Raw genomic sequence first — 16038 nt, forward strand, 5'->3', positions numbered from 1 at the left:
CAGCAACTCAGAATGTAAGATTTTTAGACTTGTAAAAATACAATAAATCAACGCAGGGGAAATTTTATTGTATGGTCTTAGCGTTAATTTAGTTTTTGTTTTGTGAAAGTTTTGTTAGTAATCTTCCAGCCTGCTTCGAGTTTAAGTAGAAGTAAATAGTCTGTGAATAAGGTCTTGCCAGCTTTTATAGTAGCCTTAACCACAGCTGCGTTGCCAGTAACATCTATTGATACGATATTACCGATACGCCCATTGGTTTTACCTGGTTTAAAACGTGAAATATAGTCCGCTCCCTGCCACCTAACCAGTTTGCCTTCTTTTACATGCTGCAATTCTAAGCTATCTGTAAATGCTTCACTTAGCAGATGGGGTTTTCCTTTGGATGAGCCATCAAAGTATTTTTGTATGACGCCTGCAATTTTTTGATGTTCTGGATTAGCAAAACTACTGACACTGACCAAAAGTAAAGTTATGGATAAAATGACCTTATTTAACATCTTGTACTCCTATTTAAGTTGTAAGTATTGATTATTTGTATTTAGCATTTTTATAAGTGCTTCTATCATCTTTGTGCACTACTAAGTTTTTTATGTATAAGATCCGGGATTCTTTGTTCGTAATAACTGCCTTTTGGCATATGTGGCGAAAGGCCAGTTACTTGGCCACTCACAGAAAAGTGAAACAGCATGTGAGAAGAATCTGTACGACCTTTAAGTTCGAATTTTTCAGGTGATAGCGGATTGAGTGCAAAATTAAATTTACCTTCTTGCATCACAAACAAGAGGCCGTCGTTAAAACTAACATTGAGAATGTTACCGTCATGTGCTTGATATTGACCTTCATAATCTTGCAAGTCTTTACTGTCGATATCATAGACTGGCTGAAATTCTAGCTCGATCAATTGCGAGATATTATATTTTATTAACTCTGGCTGAACGCGGTAGATAGGGTAGATAGCTACCGCATCTAACAACTCTTGATCTTTTGTCATGTCAGCTACCGACATACCGTCACGATATTTTTCACCGACTATGCGAGCAAAGTTGCTTAAGGTTTCCCCTGCCTGTTTTAACTCTTTACGTTGACTGAAAAGTTTTAAATCTTTGTGTCCCGAAACAATTAATGTTTTATCATTGGCAATATCATATGCCTTGTTAAACCCATCTATGTGTCCTTGTACGCCGTGATAACCCGTGTACACTAATTTATTAGTACGAAAAGCATCACCTAGTAACATCACATTACTTTTTTCTAAATAAACAATAGTTTGAGCATTGTTATGGGCTAACGTGTGATGTGCAGTAAGCACTTCATCACCAAATGACATTGAAAAATAATCATCAAACAAAATATCTGTACGTGCTTGAGTGTATTTCAGCGCCTTATGGCCAATCAATTCAGCACCGCGCTCTTTAAAATAATCATTGGCGTTATAGTGAAAATAGTCAGAAGCGGGGTTAAAAATGTGAGTGATAGACTTATCTGTTAATTCTTTTATTTTTGCCTCAAGACTTGGCGCCACAGGTTCCATTTGCGCGGTAATTAAAAGAACTCCTTTATCCCCGATAACAATTGCGCTGTTGATAAATGATGTTTCACTATAGGCGGCAGATAGCACGTAAACCTGCTCAGTAACTTTTTCCGACGCTATTTCATATTGCTCAATTTTTGTTGGCGTCGATGCCACTGCTGAACGCGATAGAGTCAATAGGAAAGCTAATAATATTAGGCAAACATTTTTCAACATAATAGTTTTGTCCTTTTACGAGATAGAGGGGCGAATGCCTTCAATATTGTATTTTGTGTAGACACTTTTCGGATTTATTCGTGGTATTTACGAATAACAGCTACCTTTCCACCTTCCATTTCTAACACTTCCATCATTGTTCTTGTGTATTCAATTGACTGGTTATTTTGAGGGTGAACGCCTTTGGCATGGTGTTTATATCTTATTGCTATCGCGGATTGATTAAATATAAAAACGTTCAGTAGCTCAGCTTTGTATTCGGTGTGTGCGCCAAGGTAAAAAGTCATGCCTTTACGTTTAGCCTCTTTGCCATCAGGATAGCGGGTGTCGTCAACATCCCAAGGTAAATGAGAGTGACCTACATCATTAGAAAGTAAATCTAGGTACTCATCTAGCTCATTTTTAGTCGCATTCGGCATTTGCGTCGCAACCATTTTATCGAAGTACAATTTGGCAAAAGCATTTAGATCAATAGAAGATTCATTGGCTAATAACTTCGGTGGAAATAGCATAACTAGTGAGATAAGAAGTAACCATTTCATGATGAAATTCCTTTATCGGTCGTGTATCGCTTTAATGACTGTTTTATTAATAGCAAGGTTTATGAATCCCAGTAGGCAATATATTTCTCTAAGCCTTTAAGCCCCATAAGATTGGTTGAATCTTATGGGGCTTACTACTTATAAGAAGGCTGGTAGCACATATTTTGTAATTTGGTCAAAAATGACGTCTTCTGCGTCTTGGCCTGTAATGACTATTACTAAATCAAGCTCGTTAACCAAAATTATGCGGTTTCCACCAGCTCCCCACGCTAAGCTTATGTCGTAGTTTTTGTTATTTAACGCTGTATTTGTGTGATACCAAAAGTAACCATAAGAAAAATCTTCTGGATGCCAACTTTCTGTCGCTTTTGTATGTGCTCTAAATGCAACCATTAAGTAGCTTTCTGAGAGAAGTTGCTCATTTTCCCACTTTCCTTTGTTGATAAGCATTTCACCTATTTTGAGCATGTCGCGGGAAGTTAAATCAACGCCACTGTCTGCTACTGGCATTCCTTTCGGATCTAATTGCCATTTATAGTCTGTAATGCCCATTTTGCTGAAGAATTCTTTTTCTACAAACTCTTTAGCAGTTCCTGGTACAACAGCTTCAAGTACATGCATTGCCAAAATAGGATCAGATCCTTGATATTTAAACACCTGAGATTCTTTGGTTACTGGCTGAGTAAAGTCTAGAAAAGCTTGCACTTCAGCAATGCCTGAATACTTCTCTCGGTTTTCTCTGAAATCTTTGAGTTGCTCATCACTATATCTAAGGCCCGAACGCATTGATAAAAGGTGATGCAGGGTAACTTTGTCTATACCAACAGCCAGCTTACTGGTATCTACGTCCTTGAAAAAGCTCACCAAAGGCCTATGCAAATCAGCCATAGTGACATAACCTAGTTGCATAGCTCTAGCTACCATTAAACTCGTATATCCTTTGGTCGCAGAAAATTGAAAATGGGGTAAATCTATTCGACCACTATTGAAATAAGATTCAAATAACAACTTACCTTTATGGCTAATAAGCAAGCTATCGTATTTTCCATGCTTATTTTCAGCTAACTCTTTAACTAACGTTAAAATTGGGGTTTTGTTACCGCCATCAATACCAAGTTTCCCTACCTTTAAATTACCTGTTAATTTTTCTGGTGCGATGTTGATAAAGGCCTTTTCTAATGGTGCTATATCCCAAAAGTCCATTTTAACCTCTTCCGCAGTGGCTTTTGGAGCCTTAAGCTCAGTTTCATTTGAAAACCCCTCAACCGAAATAAACAGTACCAATACAGTTAGTAATTTGGCTCGATAATTTGCGAACATGTTAACTCCTATAAGATCGAAAATATTCTCGCGATTGGAAACTTATATTTAATTTCAAAAAACTCATTACCAAAACGCAAATAAAGTACACACAAGGTACATTTGAACTGCCCCATACCCAACTTAAATCATATTAAATGTTCTAAAATGAACTGTTAAGTATCTGAATTTATTGGTTTATATGGTTTTGAGGGAAAGTGCGTTTAGGCGTCGTTTGCGTGAGAGAAAAAGTAAATGTTAATCAGCACTGTTCAGTTGTAATCTATAGTAGCAGCTATAACTTTTCGGATATGTCTTTGCATAACAGTCATAAATACTAATTAGGACGAAAGGTAGCCTGTCCTATAACGAATACCCTCCAAGGCCCTGACGAGCAAAAGTTAATTGACACTAAAAGTATGCAAGTGCTTTTACTTCTCATACAAAACAAAACAAAACAAAACAAAACAAAACAAAAGAAAAAGTATTAGGAGGTAATGATCGTCAGCCAACGTTTATCAAAACGATACTCAATGTTGGCTATTGATTGAAAAGCGGACATTAGAAATAGTTCGTTATTACTCTAGGAGTGCGCTTAGATTATTATAACTTTCTATTTTTTCGTCATATATGTTCTTAGTTAATTTTATATTTCTTTAATATCTCTTCAATGACTCCATTTGAAAGGAGCTTCTTCATTTGAGCATCGAATTCATCGACTAAGCTCATAATACGTTTTCTTTTTTTAAGGTCAGGCGTAAATGCCATATATATATTAGCTTTGCTGACACAACCTGCCTCTCTTATTTCTGACTGCAAGTCTAACTGGTGTAATTCATAGTTTGTTGTTTGCTTGGTAAATACAAAAGCATCAAACCTTCCTTTCATTAATTTCTTGGCGCTTTGTTCAACAAATCTATCCAAATAGGTTTGAAATTGAAAACGTTCTCGGTTGTTACTCATAAACGAATTAAGCTCTTCAATAGAAGTATCTCTTGCGATACCAATATTTAGATTTTTTAGGCTGTTTACATCGCGAAAATTCCAGTTGCTGCTTTTTAAAACAAAGAAACACATTTGCTGCATACCGACTGCATTTTGGGGATATATTAAGTCAGGTGCTTCTTTCTTAGCGGGGGATAGAAGTGCATCATAAGCTCCTTCCCTTACTGCTTTTATGGCTCTTGACCATGGGAAATAATCTACTGTCACAAGATAGTGACTACTAGGATAAATCTTACTTACAATTTCATTAATATAACCTGGGTGTGGTTCATCAAGACACAGCTGTGGACACCAATCGATCGAGGCTATTTTGATGGTGATTTTTGACGTTTGTTTGTAGGACGCTGTTTTTTCCATTGCCATAAGATTGAAAGCGAGCAATGAAATACTAGTAGCGGCTATCAATAAGCGTAAACTTTTCACTTTTCTTTGTTTACCTTTATATGGAATGCTAGCTGCCAAAACTCTTCAAAGCATGACCTATCATCACTATAAAAAAAGCTAGATGACAGACTTATCAATAATTGGAGAAATCTCTGTTTTATGAATGTCCTTCCTTGTAACATACTTAATTCCTTGGCGTCTTAATCAGTGTTCTTAGTCACTTGATATATTGAAAAAAGTTTATCGATAAACTCGGTATTTTCGCTAGGGTGTCGCAATTTTCTTTTTTCTACACCTTGAGAGTCAAGAATCGCCGCAACTCTGCCTTGTTTATTAAAATGGAACTGTGCTGGTTTATAAGCTGATGATATTGGATCGTCAAAAGCTTCTTGAGGCGAAATTATCTCCCATCCCTGACTTCTAATATGCTCGATCATCTTGCCTAAATACAAAGCAGCAAGCTCATTTTCATGTAGCAACAACACATGCTTTGGTGAGCGTTTTAAGTGCTCTTTAGCCAAGTCATCGTAAAATTGAATGCCAGCCCATAAAGTTTCTACGTAAAGCTGTCCTAAATTGTCATAATTAATATTTAGGCCTGCTTTTTGTGCCGCTAAAAATTTTGAGTTGATATACCAATCGTAATTGTCAACGGTGACATAGCCAATTTTATAGTTATGTTTTGCTAAATGAGCGTGTATGGCTGTTCGTTTTTTTGCTGTCTCACCGTAATGAAGAAATGGAAATCGATGGTACTTCAATACGCCTTTGAAAGACTCCAATATACTGTTAGCTTTATCAAAATCTTCTAGATATTTTACAACGCTATTTTTATTTGCCGATAGGTGGCTATGACTATGGTGTGCTAAATGAAAGCCTGCATTTGCGTATGCAGCAAGTCGCTGCCTATCAGTATTAGAATTGATGTTTCCTGTAGTTACAAAAAACAAAGCATCATCAACTTGGTTATCAGTTAAATGAGCAATAATTTGATGAGTTTTTTGTAGCCCACTCATGTTTTTGTTACCAACTAGTGGCGCATCATCAAACGTAATAGCAATTTGTTTGGCGAACGAAGCATTTATCGAGAGTAAAAATAGGCAAGCAGCTATTAACAACGAATGCTCTTTAGAGACTTGTTTATTCATCTAAAATAAGAATTCCTATATTTAATTAAAAGCAATTTAATTAGCTGTTACTTGCAAGTTTATGCTTATTAAGTGGCTATTTTTAACTAAAACGATAACGACACCCTACCTAGACAATATAGAAGATATTCGTTACCAATTATTGATGGTTAATGTTACCCACTAAGGCTTCTAAAACACTACTGTTTACGCCAAATAATCCAGCTGCTTGAGAAGCGTTTTCTACCACTTTTTCGATCTGTGAACCGTCTTGATTCGCTTTGTAAATATCGTAAAATCCATGAACATTTTGTGATGAAAATAAAACTTTCGAACCATCTAACGACCAAGCGGGATCCCACTCGGAAATATAGTTTTTAGTTATACGTCTTTGATTACGGCCATTAATGTCCATAACGTAAACTTCTTGATTACCATCTCTGTTTGCCAAATAGGCTATATGTTTGCCATCAGGTGAAATTTTAGGGTGATAATTATTGGAATCGTCATTGGTTAGCTGGGTTTTCTCAGTACCATCAATATTCGCAATACTAATCTGATTTGGTTCTGTCATAGTTTGGTAAAGCAACCTGCCATCTGGCATAAACTCTGGAGAGCTACCTTTTAATGCTTTTATTTGTCGTTTATTAGTGCCATCGGCGTTCATCAGCCAGATCTCTCCGAGGAATTGACCGTCATCCCCTCTGTACTCTCTTGCAAACGCTATCATTTGGCCATTAGGTGACCATGTTGGCGAACTGTCCCATACGTTTTTCTTATGAGTTAAACGGCGAACATTTTGTCCATCTAAATCTACTGTATGTATTGACCACGTTTTGTACTTGTCGTACTTGCCGTAAAAAGCTAATTGTTTGCCCGAAGCTGAAACTGCAGGGTAACCGTCACTTAACGTCGCCCCAACGATTTTGATACGCCTTTTGCCTTCTTCATCGCTTATATAGATTGACTTATTTTTGTCTTGAGCGGTCTTTGATCCGTAAACAATAGAAAAAGGGAGTTTAGCTTCAGCGTCGTTAATTTTGCAGCCTGCAACTAAACTCACTGCAAAGACCGATAACAACGTAACTTTTAACTTTGAGTACTTATTATTGTGCATAGATAACCTCTAATCACTTACGCGTTAAGATGAAATATAATATATTAGAAAATCAAACCTGAGGTTTAGCTGATTTTTGTCTGAAAATTGGCTGCAGGTAACTAATCACTCCTTAATTAGATTACCTGCCTTTGTTAATTAGCCATTGATGAAGGCTGGCAATATTGCTTCAATCAGCGGTTCAAATACCTTGTCTTCCATATCTTGACCAGTAATGACGATGATTAAATCAAGAGCATTAACTAAGATAATGCGGTTTCCCCCACCTCCCCAAGTAAGAGTTACGTTGTATTTTTTATTATTTAATACGATGTCCGTCTGATACCACAAATAACCATAATTAAAGCCCTCTGGTTGCCAACTTTCTGAAGCTTTTGTTATCGGCTCGAAAGCCGCAGCTAAATATTCTGCCGAAAGAAGTTGCTCATTTTTCCACTTTCCATTGTTGGCAAGCAATTTACCTGTTTTGAGCATGTCACGAGAATTCAAATCAAAACCGTTGTCCCCAATAGGCATTCCTATCGGGTCTAATCGCCACTTATAGTTAGTAATGCCCATTTTGCTAAAGAACTCTCTTTCGACAAACTCTTTAGCCGAACCTGGTACAACAGAGTTAATAACATGCATAACCAGAATAGGATCTGACCCTTGATATTTATATACCTGAGATGCTTTGGTTACTGGCTGACTTAATTCAAGAAAAGCTTGTATCTGAGCTGTCCCCTTATACTTATCTCTGTTAGTCCTGAAGTCTTTAAGTTGTTCGTCACTAAATCTAAGACCCGAACGCATTGAAAGAGCTTGATGCAAAGTGACCAGTTCCGCACCAGCAGACAAATTGCTGGTATCTAAGTCATCGAAAAAGCTTACTATTGGCTTATGCAATTCAGCCATTGTGACATAACCTAATTGAATTGCTCTTGCTAGCACTAAGCTAGTGAAGCCTTTGGTAACAGAAGATTGGAAATGAGCTAAATCTATTCGCCCGCTATTGAAATAAGACTCGAATAATAACTTATCTTTATGGCTAATCAGTAAGCTATCGTATTTTCCATGTTCATTTTCCGCTAACTCTTTAGCAAGCTTTAAGATAGACGCTTTGTTACCGCCATCAAGACCAAGCTTTCCTACTTTTAATTTGTCTGTGAACATTTCTGGCTCAGTGCTGATAAACGCCTTTTCTAATGGTGGCAAGTCCCAAAAGTCCATTTTAACCTCTTCCGCTGTGGCTCTTGGGGCCTGATGTACATTCTCAGCGGAGATTAATCCAAAAGAAGCAAGTAAAAACGAAGTGGCCATTACTTTCTTTTTAAATCTTGTAAACATATTTACTCCTACAACACCAATAATTTTCTAACGCTTTAAAAGTCAATTTGATGTAAAAGCTAGCCACCAAATCGAAGATAATGTAGATGCAAGGTACTCTTTAACCACACCCCCTCCAACTTAAATCACATTAAATGTTCTTAAACCCATCCTTAAACGGCTGAATTTCACAAACTTTTAATGTGTTGAAGATTTTTTACCAAGATGCGACAAGGTGTCGTTTGCATAAGGTAAAAAGTGAATGTTAATTAGTACTGTTCGGTTATAATCCATTGCAGTAGAAATTATTTTTCGGATATGTCGTTGCATAACAGTCAGAAATATCAATTAGGACGATGGATTGTCTGTCCAATAACGAATACCTTCCAAGACGCTGACGAGCAAAAGTCAATTGATAACAAAAGCATGCAAGTGCTTTTATTTCTCATACAAAACTCAGGGCAAAATGTAACCAAAGAGCAAATTATTGAGCATGTATGGAATGAGAGTGTTGTCAATGAAGAAATATTGTCTGTAGCGATCAGTAAAATTAGAAAGGCATTAGAAGATAAAGCTCGTCAGCCAACTTTTATCAAAACGATACCCAATGTTGGTTATTGTTTGATTGCTGAAGTAAAACCGCTCGTTGAAAATACGCAACCACAAGAACCACCTTTAAATAAATTCAACCAGCAAATTAACAACCGCAAACCTTACATTATTGCTAGTACGCTAATTTTACTTGCCATCATTTTTATCGTTAGTTTCTATCGAGTGGATCAAGAACCGGAGAATCATAACCTTGCAGCTATTCGATCAATTGCGGTAGTGCCTTTCGAGGACTTAAGTGAAAAAAAAGACAGTATATATTTCATCGAGGGGCTCTCTGATGCAATAATCAATCAACTCTCTCAATCGAAACCTTTAAAGGTTATTTCTCGAGATTCTTCTTTCAATTTCAAGGGAAATAAAGATCCACACATAATTGGTAACTCACTAAAAGTAGAAGCAATATTAGACGGTAGTGTTCAGCAACTAGCAGAACACGTAAGGATAAACGTACAAATAATTAGCACGTTCGACGGACGCTTGCTCTGGGCTAAAAGCTTTGATAGCCAAAATACAAATGTATTTAACTTACAAGATCAAATAAGTCGAGATATTCTGCAAGCTATTCAGCCAACCTCACAACCTGAGGTTACCGTTAACACGAAGATCGACAGCCAAGCTTACGAATGGTTCTTAATGGCTCAGTATCATTGGCGACAAAGAACCCCAACCTCACTATCAAAAGCGGAGACTTATTTTAACCATAGTCTCGAGTTAGAGCCTAATTACGTAGACGCACTCATTGGGCTAGCTATTACTTATGGACAATTTCATTATTACGCAAATTGGACGGCGAAAGAATCGGTAGATAAAGGACTTCCTTATATAGAGCAAGCATTGGCATTGGCACCAAACTCGCCGTCTGCACTAGCAGCTAAAGGAATGCTATTGACGATAATGGCTGGCTACTCCAAAACCCCTCTACCTATCTTGAATGAAGCACAAGACATGTTTATACGTTCATTAGCATTAGAAGATAACGCAACAACACATCATTGGTACAGCTCATTACTCAACCAAATGGGAGAAGAAGCGTTAGTCGTTAAACATATAGAACGAGCCATTGCTTTAAACCCACTCTCAGCATCATTAAAAAGCATCTATAGCACATATTTAGCAATCAGAGGCAGGTTAGATACAGCGCAAAAAATGCATCGAAGAGCAATGATCTTAGATCCAGATAGAGTGTCAAATATTGTTGATTCCACCCATATATTTCGCAACACACCAAGTTCGATAATCGCCATCGCAGAATGGCACTTAAATAATAGTGACCTTTTTGAATTTTGCTCCAGTGACGAATATTGTGAACAGGTTGTTTTTTCCTACTTAAGTATCGAACAAACTGAAGAAGCCAATAAAATTTTGGCACGCATGACATCAAAACACGAACACTTTAAGCATTCATTAAAGCTAATAGATTACGGCTTAAAAGGTGAGTTAGCTAACGCAGTATCTTTACTAGATCAATTAAGTAAAAACCACCCAAATAACTATAAATACAAATACAGTTTAGCTATTGCGCAATATCGAGCAGGTTCGTATGAGCAAACCAGAGCTTCATTGTTAAACCTTTATCCTGACTGGCGTAATGCCCCCGCAGTTGACGTGACAACTGACAATTATCTAGCTTTGATACATTATGGCGCAACATTATTGAAGTTGAATGAACAAGAATATGCCAACGTTGTACTAAATAATGTCGAGCAATTTCTTCTTTTAGATAAGGTTCACGACAAAGCACAAGCAGAAATGGCGCTAGCTCAATTAAATGCTCAGCTGCATAACCTAAGTAAAGCTACAAAGCATTTGCGTAAAGCGTTAAATCATGGCTGGCTTGAAACCTTTGATCGAGAATGGTGGACTTTACAATACGATCATCTATTGAAACCTTTACAGCATCAAACTGAATTCAAAACTTTGGTACAGGAGCATCAAGAAAACGTAAACAAACTAGTGAAACAAATTAGTTTAAAACTGGAAGATTTGAAACGTTAAAGCATTATTTCTTTAACTTACTACTCATGTCGTCACCATTATCAAGTCATTTAAGTCAACAAATATATTGTGTTAATGCCCATTATTTTGCTCTGTTTATTAGTTTGAAGTTGAACGGCCTTTCTGAGCAACTTGCCGAAATTCTGTGTTGAACGCTCACCAGTCATACGAGCATTATATTTGTGAAGTCCGCTTCAAACATTTGTCCAAAAGTCATTCTTGCTGCTATCAACTATACACAAACAACCCAAGTCGAAACTACGTTTTATCCAGCTTAGGCAGATAGGTTATATATACTTACAGGTCTCAATGCCTATCTCCTTAATGGCAGATTTAATAAGATTTAATGTTTTTTAAGTTGGTTATAACATGCATCAAAGGTAACTTGCCGGAGCTTAAATAGTCGTTTGAATTAATTTCTACACAACAAGTTGTGATTAAAATTCGATGAAAATATATTTTTGGAGAAACTAATGAAATTACCTTTGTTTAAATCTCAAGGCTTTATGATTGCAGGGCTAAGCACCTTTTGTACGTTGGCGAGTCAACTTCCCGATCCACAAAGTCTGAATAAGCACTACAATTGCAACGTGACAAAAAATAGCTTTTGTCGGGCTGATATTCATCCAAACAATAGATTAATGGTAACGGGCAGCGATGATAGGTATGTTAAATTGTGGCGAAAAAGCACAGGTGAAGTCATTTCCAAACTCGAACATGAATATGGTGCGCCGGCAGTAGAGTTTAGTTCCGATGGAAAGTATCTAGCAACCGGCAGTTACGACAACCATGTTCGCCTTTGGAGACTTTCTGACAATCAATTGATTAATACTTTTCCCGGTGATGAGGGGTTTATAACAACTGTAACGTTTAGTCATGACAACCAATTAATAGCGAGTGCTAGTACGGATGATAAGGTTCGGATTTGGGACATAAAAACAGGCGATACGAAAGTTCTTTCTGGACATCAAGGAGATGTTTGGGGATTAATTTTTAGTCATGACAATAAATATATCATCTCAGGAAGTGAAGATGATTCAATTTTCATTTGGTCTACCGAAACAGGTAAAAAAGTCAGAGAACTAAAGGAACATTCTGGCGCAGTCTTACAATTTGCGTTAAGCAAAGATGGACGCACCCTTGCTTCGGGCGGCGATGATCACTCAATCAAACTTTGGGATACAAAAACTTGGCAACTGATGGATACTATAGAAGGTGGTTTTTACTCGGTATATGCCTTAGCTTTCAGCCCCAATGGCAAAGTACTTGCGAGCGGAGGGCGAGATAGGGGGGGTATAGGTGAGTTTTTTCAATATCATTTTGACAGAGTGAATGATGACAATGAACCAACAGTGTTCTTTTGGAATGTAAAAACTAAACAATTGCTGCAGACAATGAGTGATCATAGTGACGATGTTAACAAGATTACCTATAGCGATGACGGGCAATCTTTTACCAGCTCGAGCGTTGACGGTAATGTAAATGTTTACAGTGTTGTGCAGCTAGGAAATGAACCTTAATGAAAGATCTTCAACTGCGTCATAGAGCTTAGAAGGTAATATGACACTCTTATAAGATGAGGCTTGCGTAATATCCTAGATACTAGAGTAATTATTTATATGCGTCATGAACATCAACTATTGGATTTGAATCAGGAAAGAAATGAAATATCAATGCTGTGTTTGTATATCCAAATTTGAAGGAAACCAAATTAAAGATGGCTTCAATAATGGTGTAAAAGAAGGTTTCTTATGCCCTGTGTGCGGCACTAATATCAAAGACGATATGTGTGGTCAGACTGTATTCGTTCAAAAAGCAAAAGGCACATTTTTATTTTACGTAATATTATTAATAATTTTCTTCTTAGACACTAAAATCGAGCAATATTTAAGTACTCCACTGGATGCCAACAATTGGCTAGTTCTTAGTGCTCTACTTGGGTTAGCTGTTTCTATTTATGTTTTTGTTAATCGTAATTTGCTTAAAGAAACTAATATTTTAACAACACAGAGAGTGAGCACTAAGAGAAAATCAATATAGATTTAGCGGAAATTTATTTAACTTGAGTTTATGAGATAGGCATCCTCAAAAGTCTTCTAATTAAGTTAGGAAATAATAATGAAATGGGCACAGACCTTGGCGATTGCAGTTAGTGTGCTTTTGTTAATCCCTAGCTATTCAAAGCAAATTGCTATTACCTTCGATGATGCCCCACTTGATGGAAGTCACATCATGACGGGAGAAGAAAAAACGAAGCTAATTAAAAATCACTTAAAAGAAAATGAAGTATCAGACGCTTTATTCTTCGTTACGACAGGTCATATTAATACCGAGTCGGATAAAAGAGATTTTAAACTTACACTGAAGCGGGTTTTATTTGGCACATCATAGTCACAATCACTTATCTGCCAAAAAAGTTGAAACTCAGGCGTATTTAAATGACTTTAATAAAGCATACTCTATACTGCATACATATGACCGGATGTTGAAGTTTAATCGCCATCCATATCTACATTTTGGGCAGGGTTCAAATAAACGAAAAGCTATTGCACCTCACTTACAAAGTAAAGGTTATGAGTTTGGTTATATCACTGCAGACAATTACGACTGGTTTATAAATTCTAAATTAATTAATGCTCAAGCTATTGGTTTGGCAGTTGATTATGAAAAGTTAGGTCAGTTGTATGTTGATACATTAATGAAAAGTATTAAGTTCTATGACCATTTAGCACTTAAAATGTTCGCCCAAATATGTATTTTCATTGCATGAAAATGAAGTAGCGCCCTGTATTTAAGTAAGTTAATTCAAGAGTTAAAAGAAAAGGCGAGGAAAATTATTTCACCACGAGAAGCTTATACAGACCCGATCGCGAAGCACTATCGGCCAGAGAGTTCTGAATTTAATAAACAAGGTAGAATCGCTTCTATTTTATATTCACAAGGTGTTCCTAAAGAGAATTTACGTCATAAGAGTGAAAATAAGGATTAGCTTGATAAGATATTTGTTGAGTATCAAGTATTCAAATAAGGTAATTTAAAATGCGGTCATTATTATTCCAGTGTTTACCTTTAAATAGTTTTGTTGAGAAATGATTTGCTTGAACGTCGGCTATCTTGACTAGTTTGATGAAACTGTCATGAAGCCGTCCTGCTCAAAGTGGCACCTAGCGGAAGTTAATATTTAAGAGAGAACTAATAGCAATGCTCTTGCTAAGTCAGTTTGTTTTTCTTTCAACGATAAAGCTACAGAGCAACTTTTCACAGTAACTCTTGTTCAATAAGCTTTAACAAATAGGTTTCACGCTCAATAGACATACCTTTTTTGTCACTTGAAGCGATGGTTTGTTCATTATGAGCAATAGCCTGATGGATATTAACCCATTCAGGGTGCATACCGTTGTCTAGCTCGTGCATTTCTAATTCTGGTTCTAGTAATTCATCATCAATGTCGCACACAAAGCAATATGACAACATATGCACAATGTCGAAGTCTGCTTTGTACCAAGGCCGATATTCTTCATACAGCCCAAACTCACGAATATTCGTTACATTATGTGCGCCCGTTTCTTCTTTTAACTCACGAATAAGTCCTTCTATTTTACTTTCACCTTCATCTATACCGCCACCAGGCAAGCTGTAATCATGATAACGTTTTGTGTACAGCAACAATATATTTTCACCATTTAATACTATGGCGCGGGTAGCTTTTCGCGTAAAGCTATTGGCCGACAGATCATTAATTGCAGGGTGAATGGTTGATTTGATTAATCGCATATTGATACTTCTTAAATTCAATATAAAGGTATTAGGCGCGGTATTATACGCAAGTTACCTTGTATAAATAAAACTCGCTTAATTGGAGCTTTTCTGAACTTCAGGATTAGGTTTGATGGCAACGCTATTATGATAGCGAATTCAATAGGTAAGAGTTAGTTCTTGATGTTAAGAGTTAGCTTATTTGATAGTGCTTTTAATACTAAATGTTAAATTTAATGAGCACAGGTATCTTACTATCTAAGTTATTAATTTGCGTTAATGGGCAGAGTAGTGTGGTTGAAAATATTAACGAATTTTCGGGTAATATACGCTGCCCATATGATTGACTAAGAGTCGATATCAGTTTCGCCTTCAATATCTGAAATTGATAAACCACCCGAGCCAGCGTCTATTATTTTCAAAGCACCAGCACGTTTTACGCTAATGCCGCCTGAACCATCGTCAATAGTGACTTTACCTGATACGTCTTTTACAGATAACGAACCTGATCCATCATCAATTTCAACATTTCCAGTTACGTTTGAAACGACTAAACTACCAGAGCCATCTTCAAGTTCGATATTGCCTTGCACACCAGTGATCGTTAAACCACCTGAACCATCGTCAATTTTAACATTGCCTTTGATGTTCTCTATTGTTGCAGAACCAGAGCCATCTTTAAGGTTTAATGCATTGCCAATATTTGATACTTCAATTTCGCCAGAGCCATCATCAATGTCTAACATTAGGCTATCAGGCATTATAATAATCAAATCAATTTTAGGGGAAGAGCCGTACCAGCTGCCATTATGTGAATGATGCTTTGCTACTAAGCGAGCAGTGCTTCCTGATTGGTCTAATTCTAGCGTGTAGTTTTTGTCTTCGGTTGTGCGGATATTTGCTTGTACTTGTATTTCCGTTGATGACGCGTCTCCTCTAATTTCTAAAGAGCCTGCACCTGCTTCAATGTCGAATTTATTCAAAGAGCCAGCGTCAAGTGATAAGTTCTCTTGCAAAGTTACATCAGCACTTTTTGCATTTACCTGTATCATGCAGCCACTCAACACCACAGTTAAAATTGATAGAGAAAGTAAATTTGCCATGTTTTTCATTGTAATTATTCCATATTGTACGTTTTGTTTACTTATT

At 36.9% G+C, this 16038-nt stretch carries 15 protein-coding genes; 5 read left to right on the top strand and 10 right to left on the bottom strand.

Annotated elements, in window-relative coordinates; all coding sequences use genetic code 11:
• Positions 1 to 83 precede the first annotated feature (83 nt).
• The 8 genes from HII17_RS05995 to HII17_RS06030 all read right to left on the bottom strand — a co-directional run bounded on the left by HII17_RS05995 (position 84) and on the right by HII17_RS06030 (position 8547).
• Positions 84 to 497 (bottom strand): nuclear transport factor 2 family protein, encoded by a 414-nt coding sequence (locus HII17_RS05995; protein WP_169074450.1) that lies wholly within the window; start codon positions 495 to 497, stop codon positions 84 to 86.
• Between the two features lie 65 nt (positions 498 to 562).
• Positions 563 to 1747: an MBL fold metallo-hydrolase gene (locus HII17_RS06000; RefSeq protein WP_169074451.1), complete on the bottom strand. Its 1185-nt coding sequence runs from the start codon at positions 1745 to 1747 to the stop codon at positions 563 to 565.
• Between the two features lie 74 nt (positions 1748 to 1821).
• On the bottom strand, positions 1822 to 2289 hold the full coding sequence (locus tag HII17_RS06005; RefSeq protein ID WP_169074452.1) for a nuclear transport factor 2 family protein: 468 nt from the start codon (positions 2287 to 2289) through the stop codon (positions 1822 to 1824).
• 138 nt (positions 2290 to 2427) lie between these two features.
• Entirely contained in the window at positions 2428 to 3609 is a 1182-nt protein-coding gene (locus HII17_RS06010; protein ID WP_169074453.1) for a serine hydrolase domain-containing protein, read from the bottom strand.
• A gap of 615 nt (positions 3610 to 4224) precedes the next feature.
• On the bottom strand, positions 4225 to 5055 hold the full coding sequence (locus HII17_RS06015; protein ID WP_169074454.1) for a substrate-binding periplasmic protein: 831 nt from the start codon (positions 5053 to 5055) through the stop codon (positions 4225 to 4227).
• Positions 5056 to 5177: 122 nt separating this feature from the next.
• Complete coding sequence (locus tag HII17_RS06020; protein WP_169074455.1) at positions 5178 to 6125, bottom strand: polysaccharide deacetylase family protein; 948 nt, start codon at positions 6123 to 6125, stop codon at positions 5178 to 5180.
• 139 nt (positions 6126 to 6264) lie between these two features.
• Positions 6265 to 7221, bottom strand: a complete 957-nt coding sequence (locus HII17_RS06025) for a TolB family protein (protein ID WP_169074456.1) — start codon at positions 7219 to 7221, stop codon at positions 6265 to 6267.
• Positions 7222 to 7359: 138 nt separating this feature from the next.
• A complete protein-coding gene (locus HII17_RS06030) occupies positions 7360 to 8547 on the bottom strand; it encodes a serine hydrolase domain-containing protein (protein WP_169074457.1) in 1188 nt (395 codons plus the stop codon).
• Between the two features lie 297 nt (positions 8548 to 8844).
• Here HII17_RS06030 and HII17_RS06035 point away from each other — a divergent pair, with 297 nt between their 5' ends.
• The 5 genes from HII17_RS06035 to HII17_RS06055 all read left to right on the top strand — a co-directional run bounded on the left by HII17_RS06035 (position 8845) and on the right by HII17_RS06055 (position 13903).
• Entirely contained in the window at positions 8845 to 11133 is a 2289-nt protein-coding gene (locus tag HII17_RS06035; protein WP_169074458.1) for a winged helix-turn-helix domain-containing protein, read from the top strand.
• Positions 11134 to 11618: 485 nt separating this feature from the next.
• Positions 11619 to 12653, top strand: a complete 1035-nt coding sequence (locus HII17_RS06040; protein WP_169074459.1) for a WD40 repeat domain-containing protein — start codon at positions 11619 to 11621, stop codon at positions 12651 to 12653.
• 142 nt (positions 12654 to 12795) lie between these two features.
• A complete protein-coding gene (locus HII17_RS06045) occupies positions 12796 to 13173 on the top strand; it encodes a hypothetical protein (RefSeq protein WP_169074460.1) in 378 nt (125 codons plus the stop codon).
• Between the two features lie 78 nt (positions 13174 to 13251).
• A complete protein-coding gene (locus HII17_RS06050) occupies positions 13252 to 13524 on the top strand; it encodes a polysaccharide deacetylase family protein (protein ID WP_169074461.1) in 273 nt (90 codons plus the stop codon).
• Complete coding sequence (locus HII17_RS06055) at positions 13511 to 13903, top strand: polysaccharide deacetylase family protein (RefSeq protein WP_169074462.1); 393 nt, start codon at positions 13511 to 13513, stop codon at positions 13901 to 13903. The genes HII17_RS06050 and HII17_RS06055 overlap by 14 nt, the downstream gene beginning before the upstream one ends.
• A 488-nt stretch (positions 13904 to 14391) precedes the next feature.
• On the opposite strand, the gene HII17_RS06060 is transcribed toward HII17_RS06055, so the two are convergent.
• The gene (locus HII17_RS06060) at positions 14392 to 14907 is read right to left on the bottom strand and encodes an NUDIX hydrolase (protein ID WP_169074463.1); all 516 of its coding nucleotides are present in this window, start codon (positions 14905 to 14907) and stop codon (positions 14392 to 14394) included.
• A 329-nt stretch (positions 14908 to 15236) separates the two neighbouring features.
• A complete protein-coding gene (locus HII17_RS06065) occupies positions 15237 to 16001 on the bottom strand; it encodes a DUF4097 domain-containing protein (RefSeq protein WP_235938663.1) in 765 nt (254 codons plus the stop codon).
• Positions 16002 to 16038 lie beyond the last annotated feature (37 nt).

Origin of the sequence: Thalassotalea algicola (genome assembly GCF_012932965.1) — a bacterium.
In the GTDB taxonomy this organism is placed as follows: domain Bacteria; phylum Pseudomonadota; class Gammaproteobacteria; order Enterobacterales; family Alteromonadaceae; genus Thalassotalea_F; species Thalassotalea_F algicola.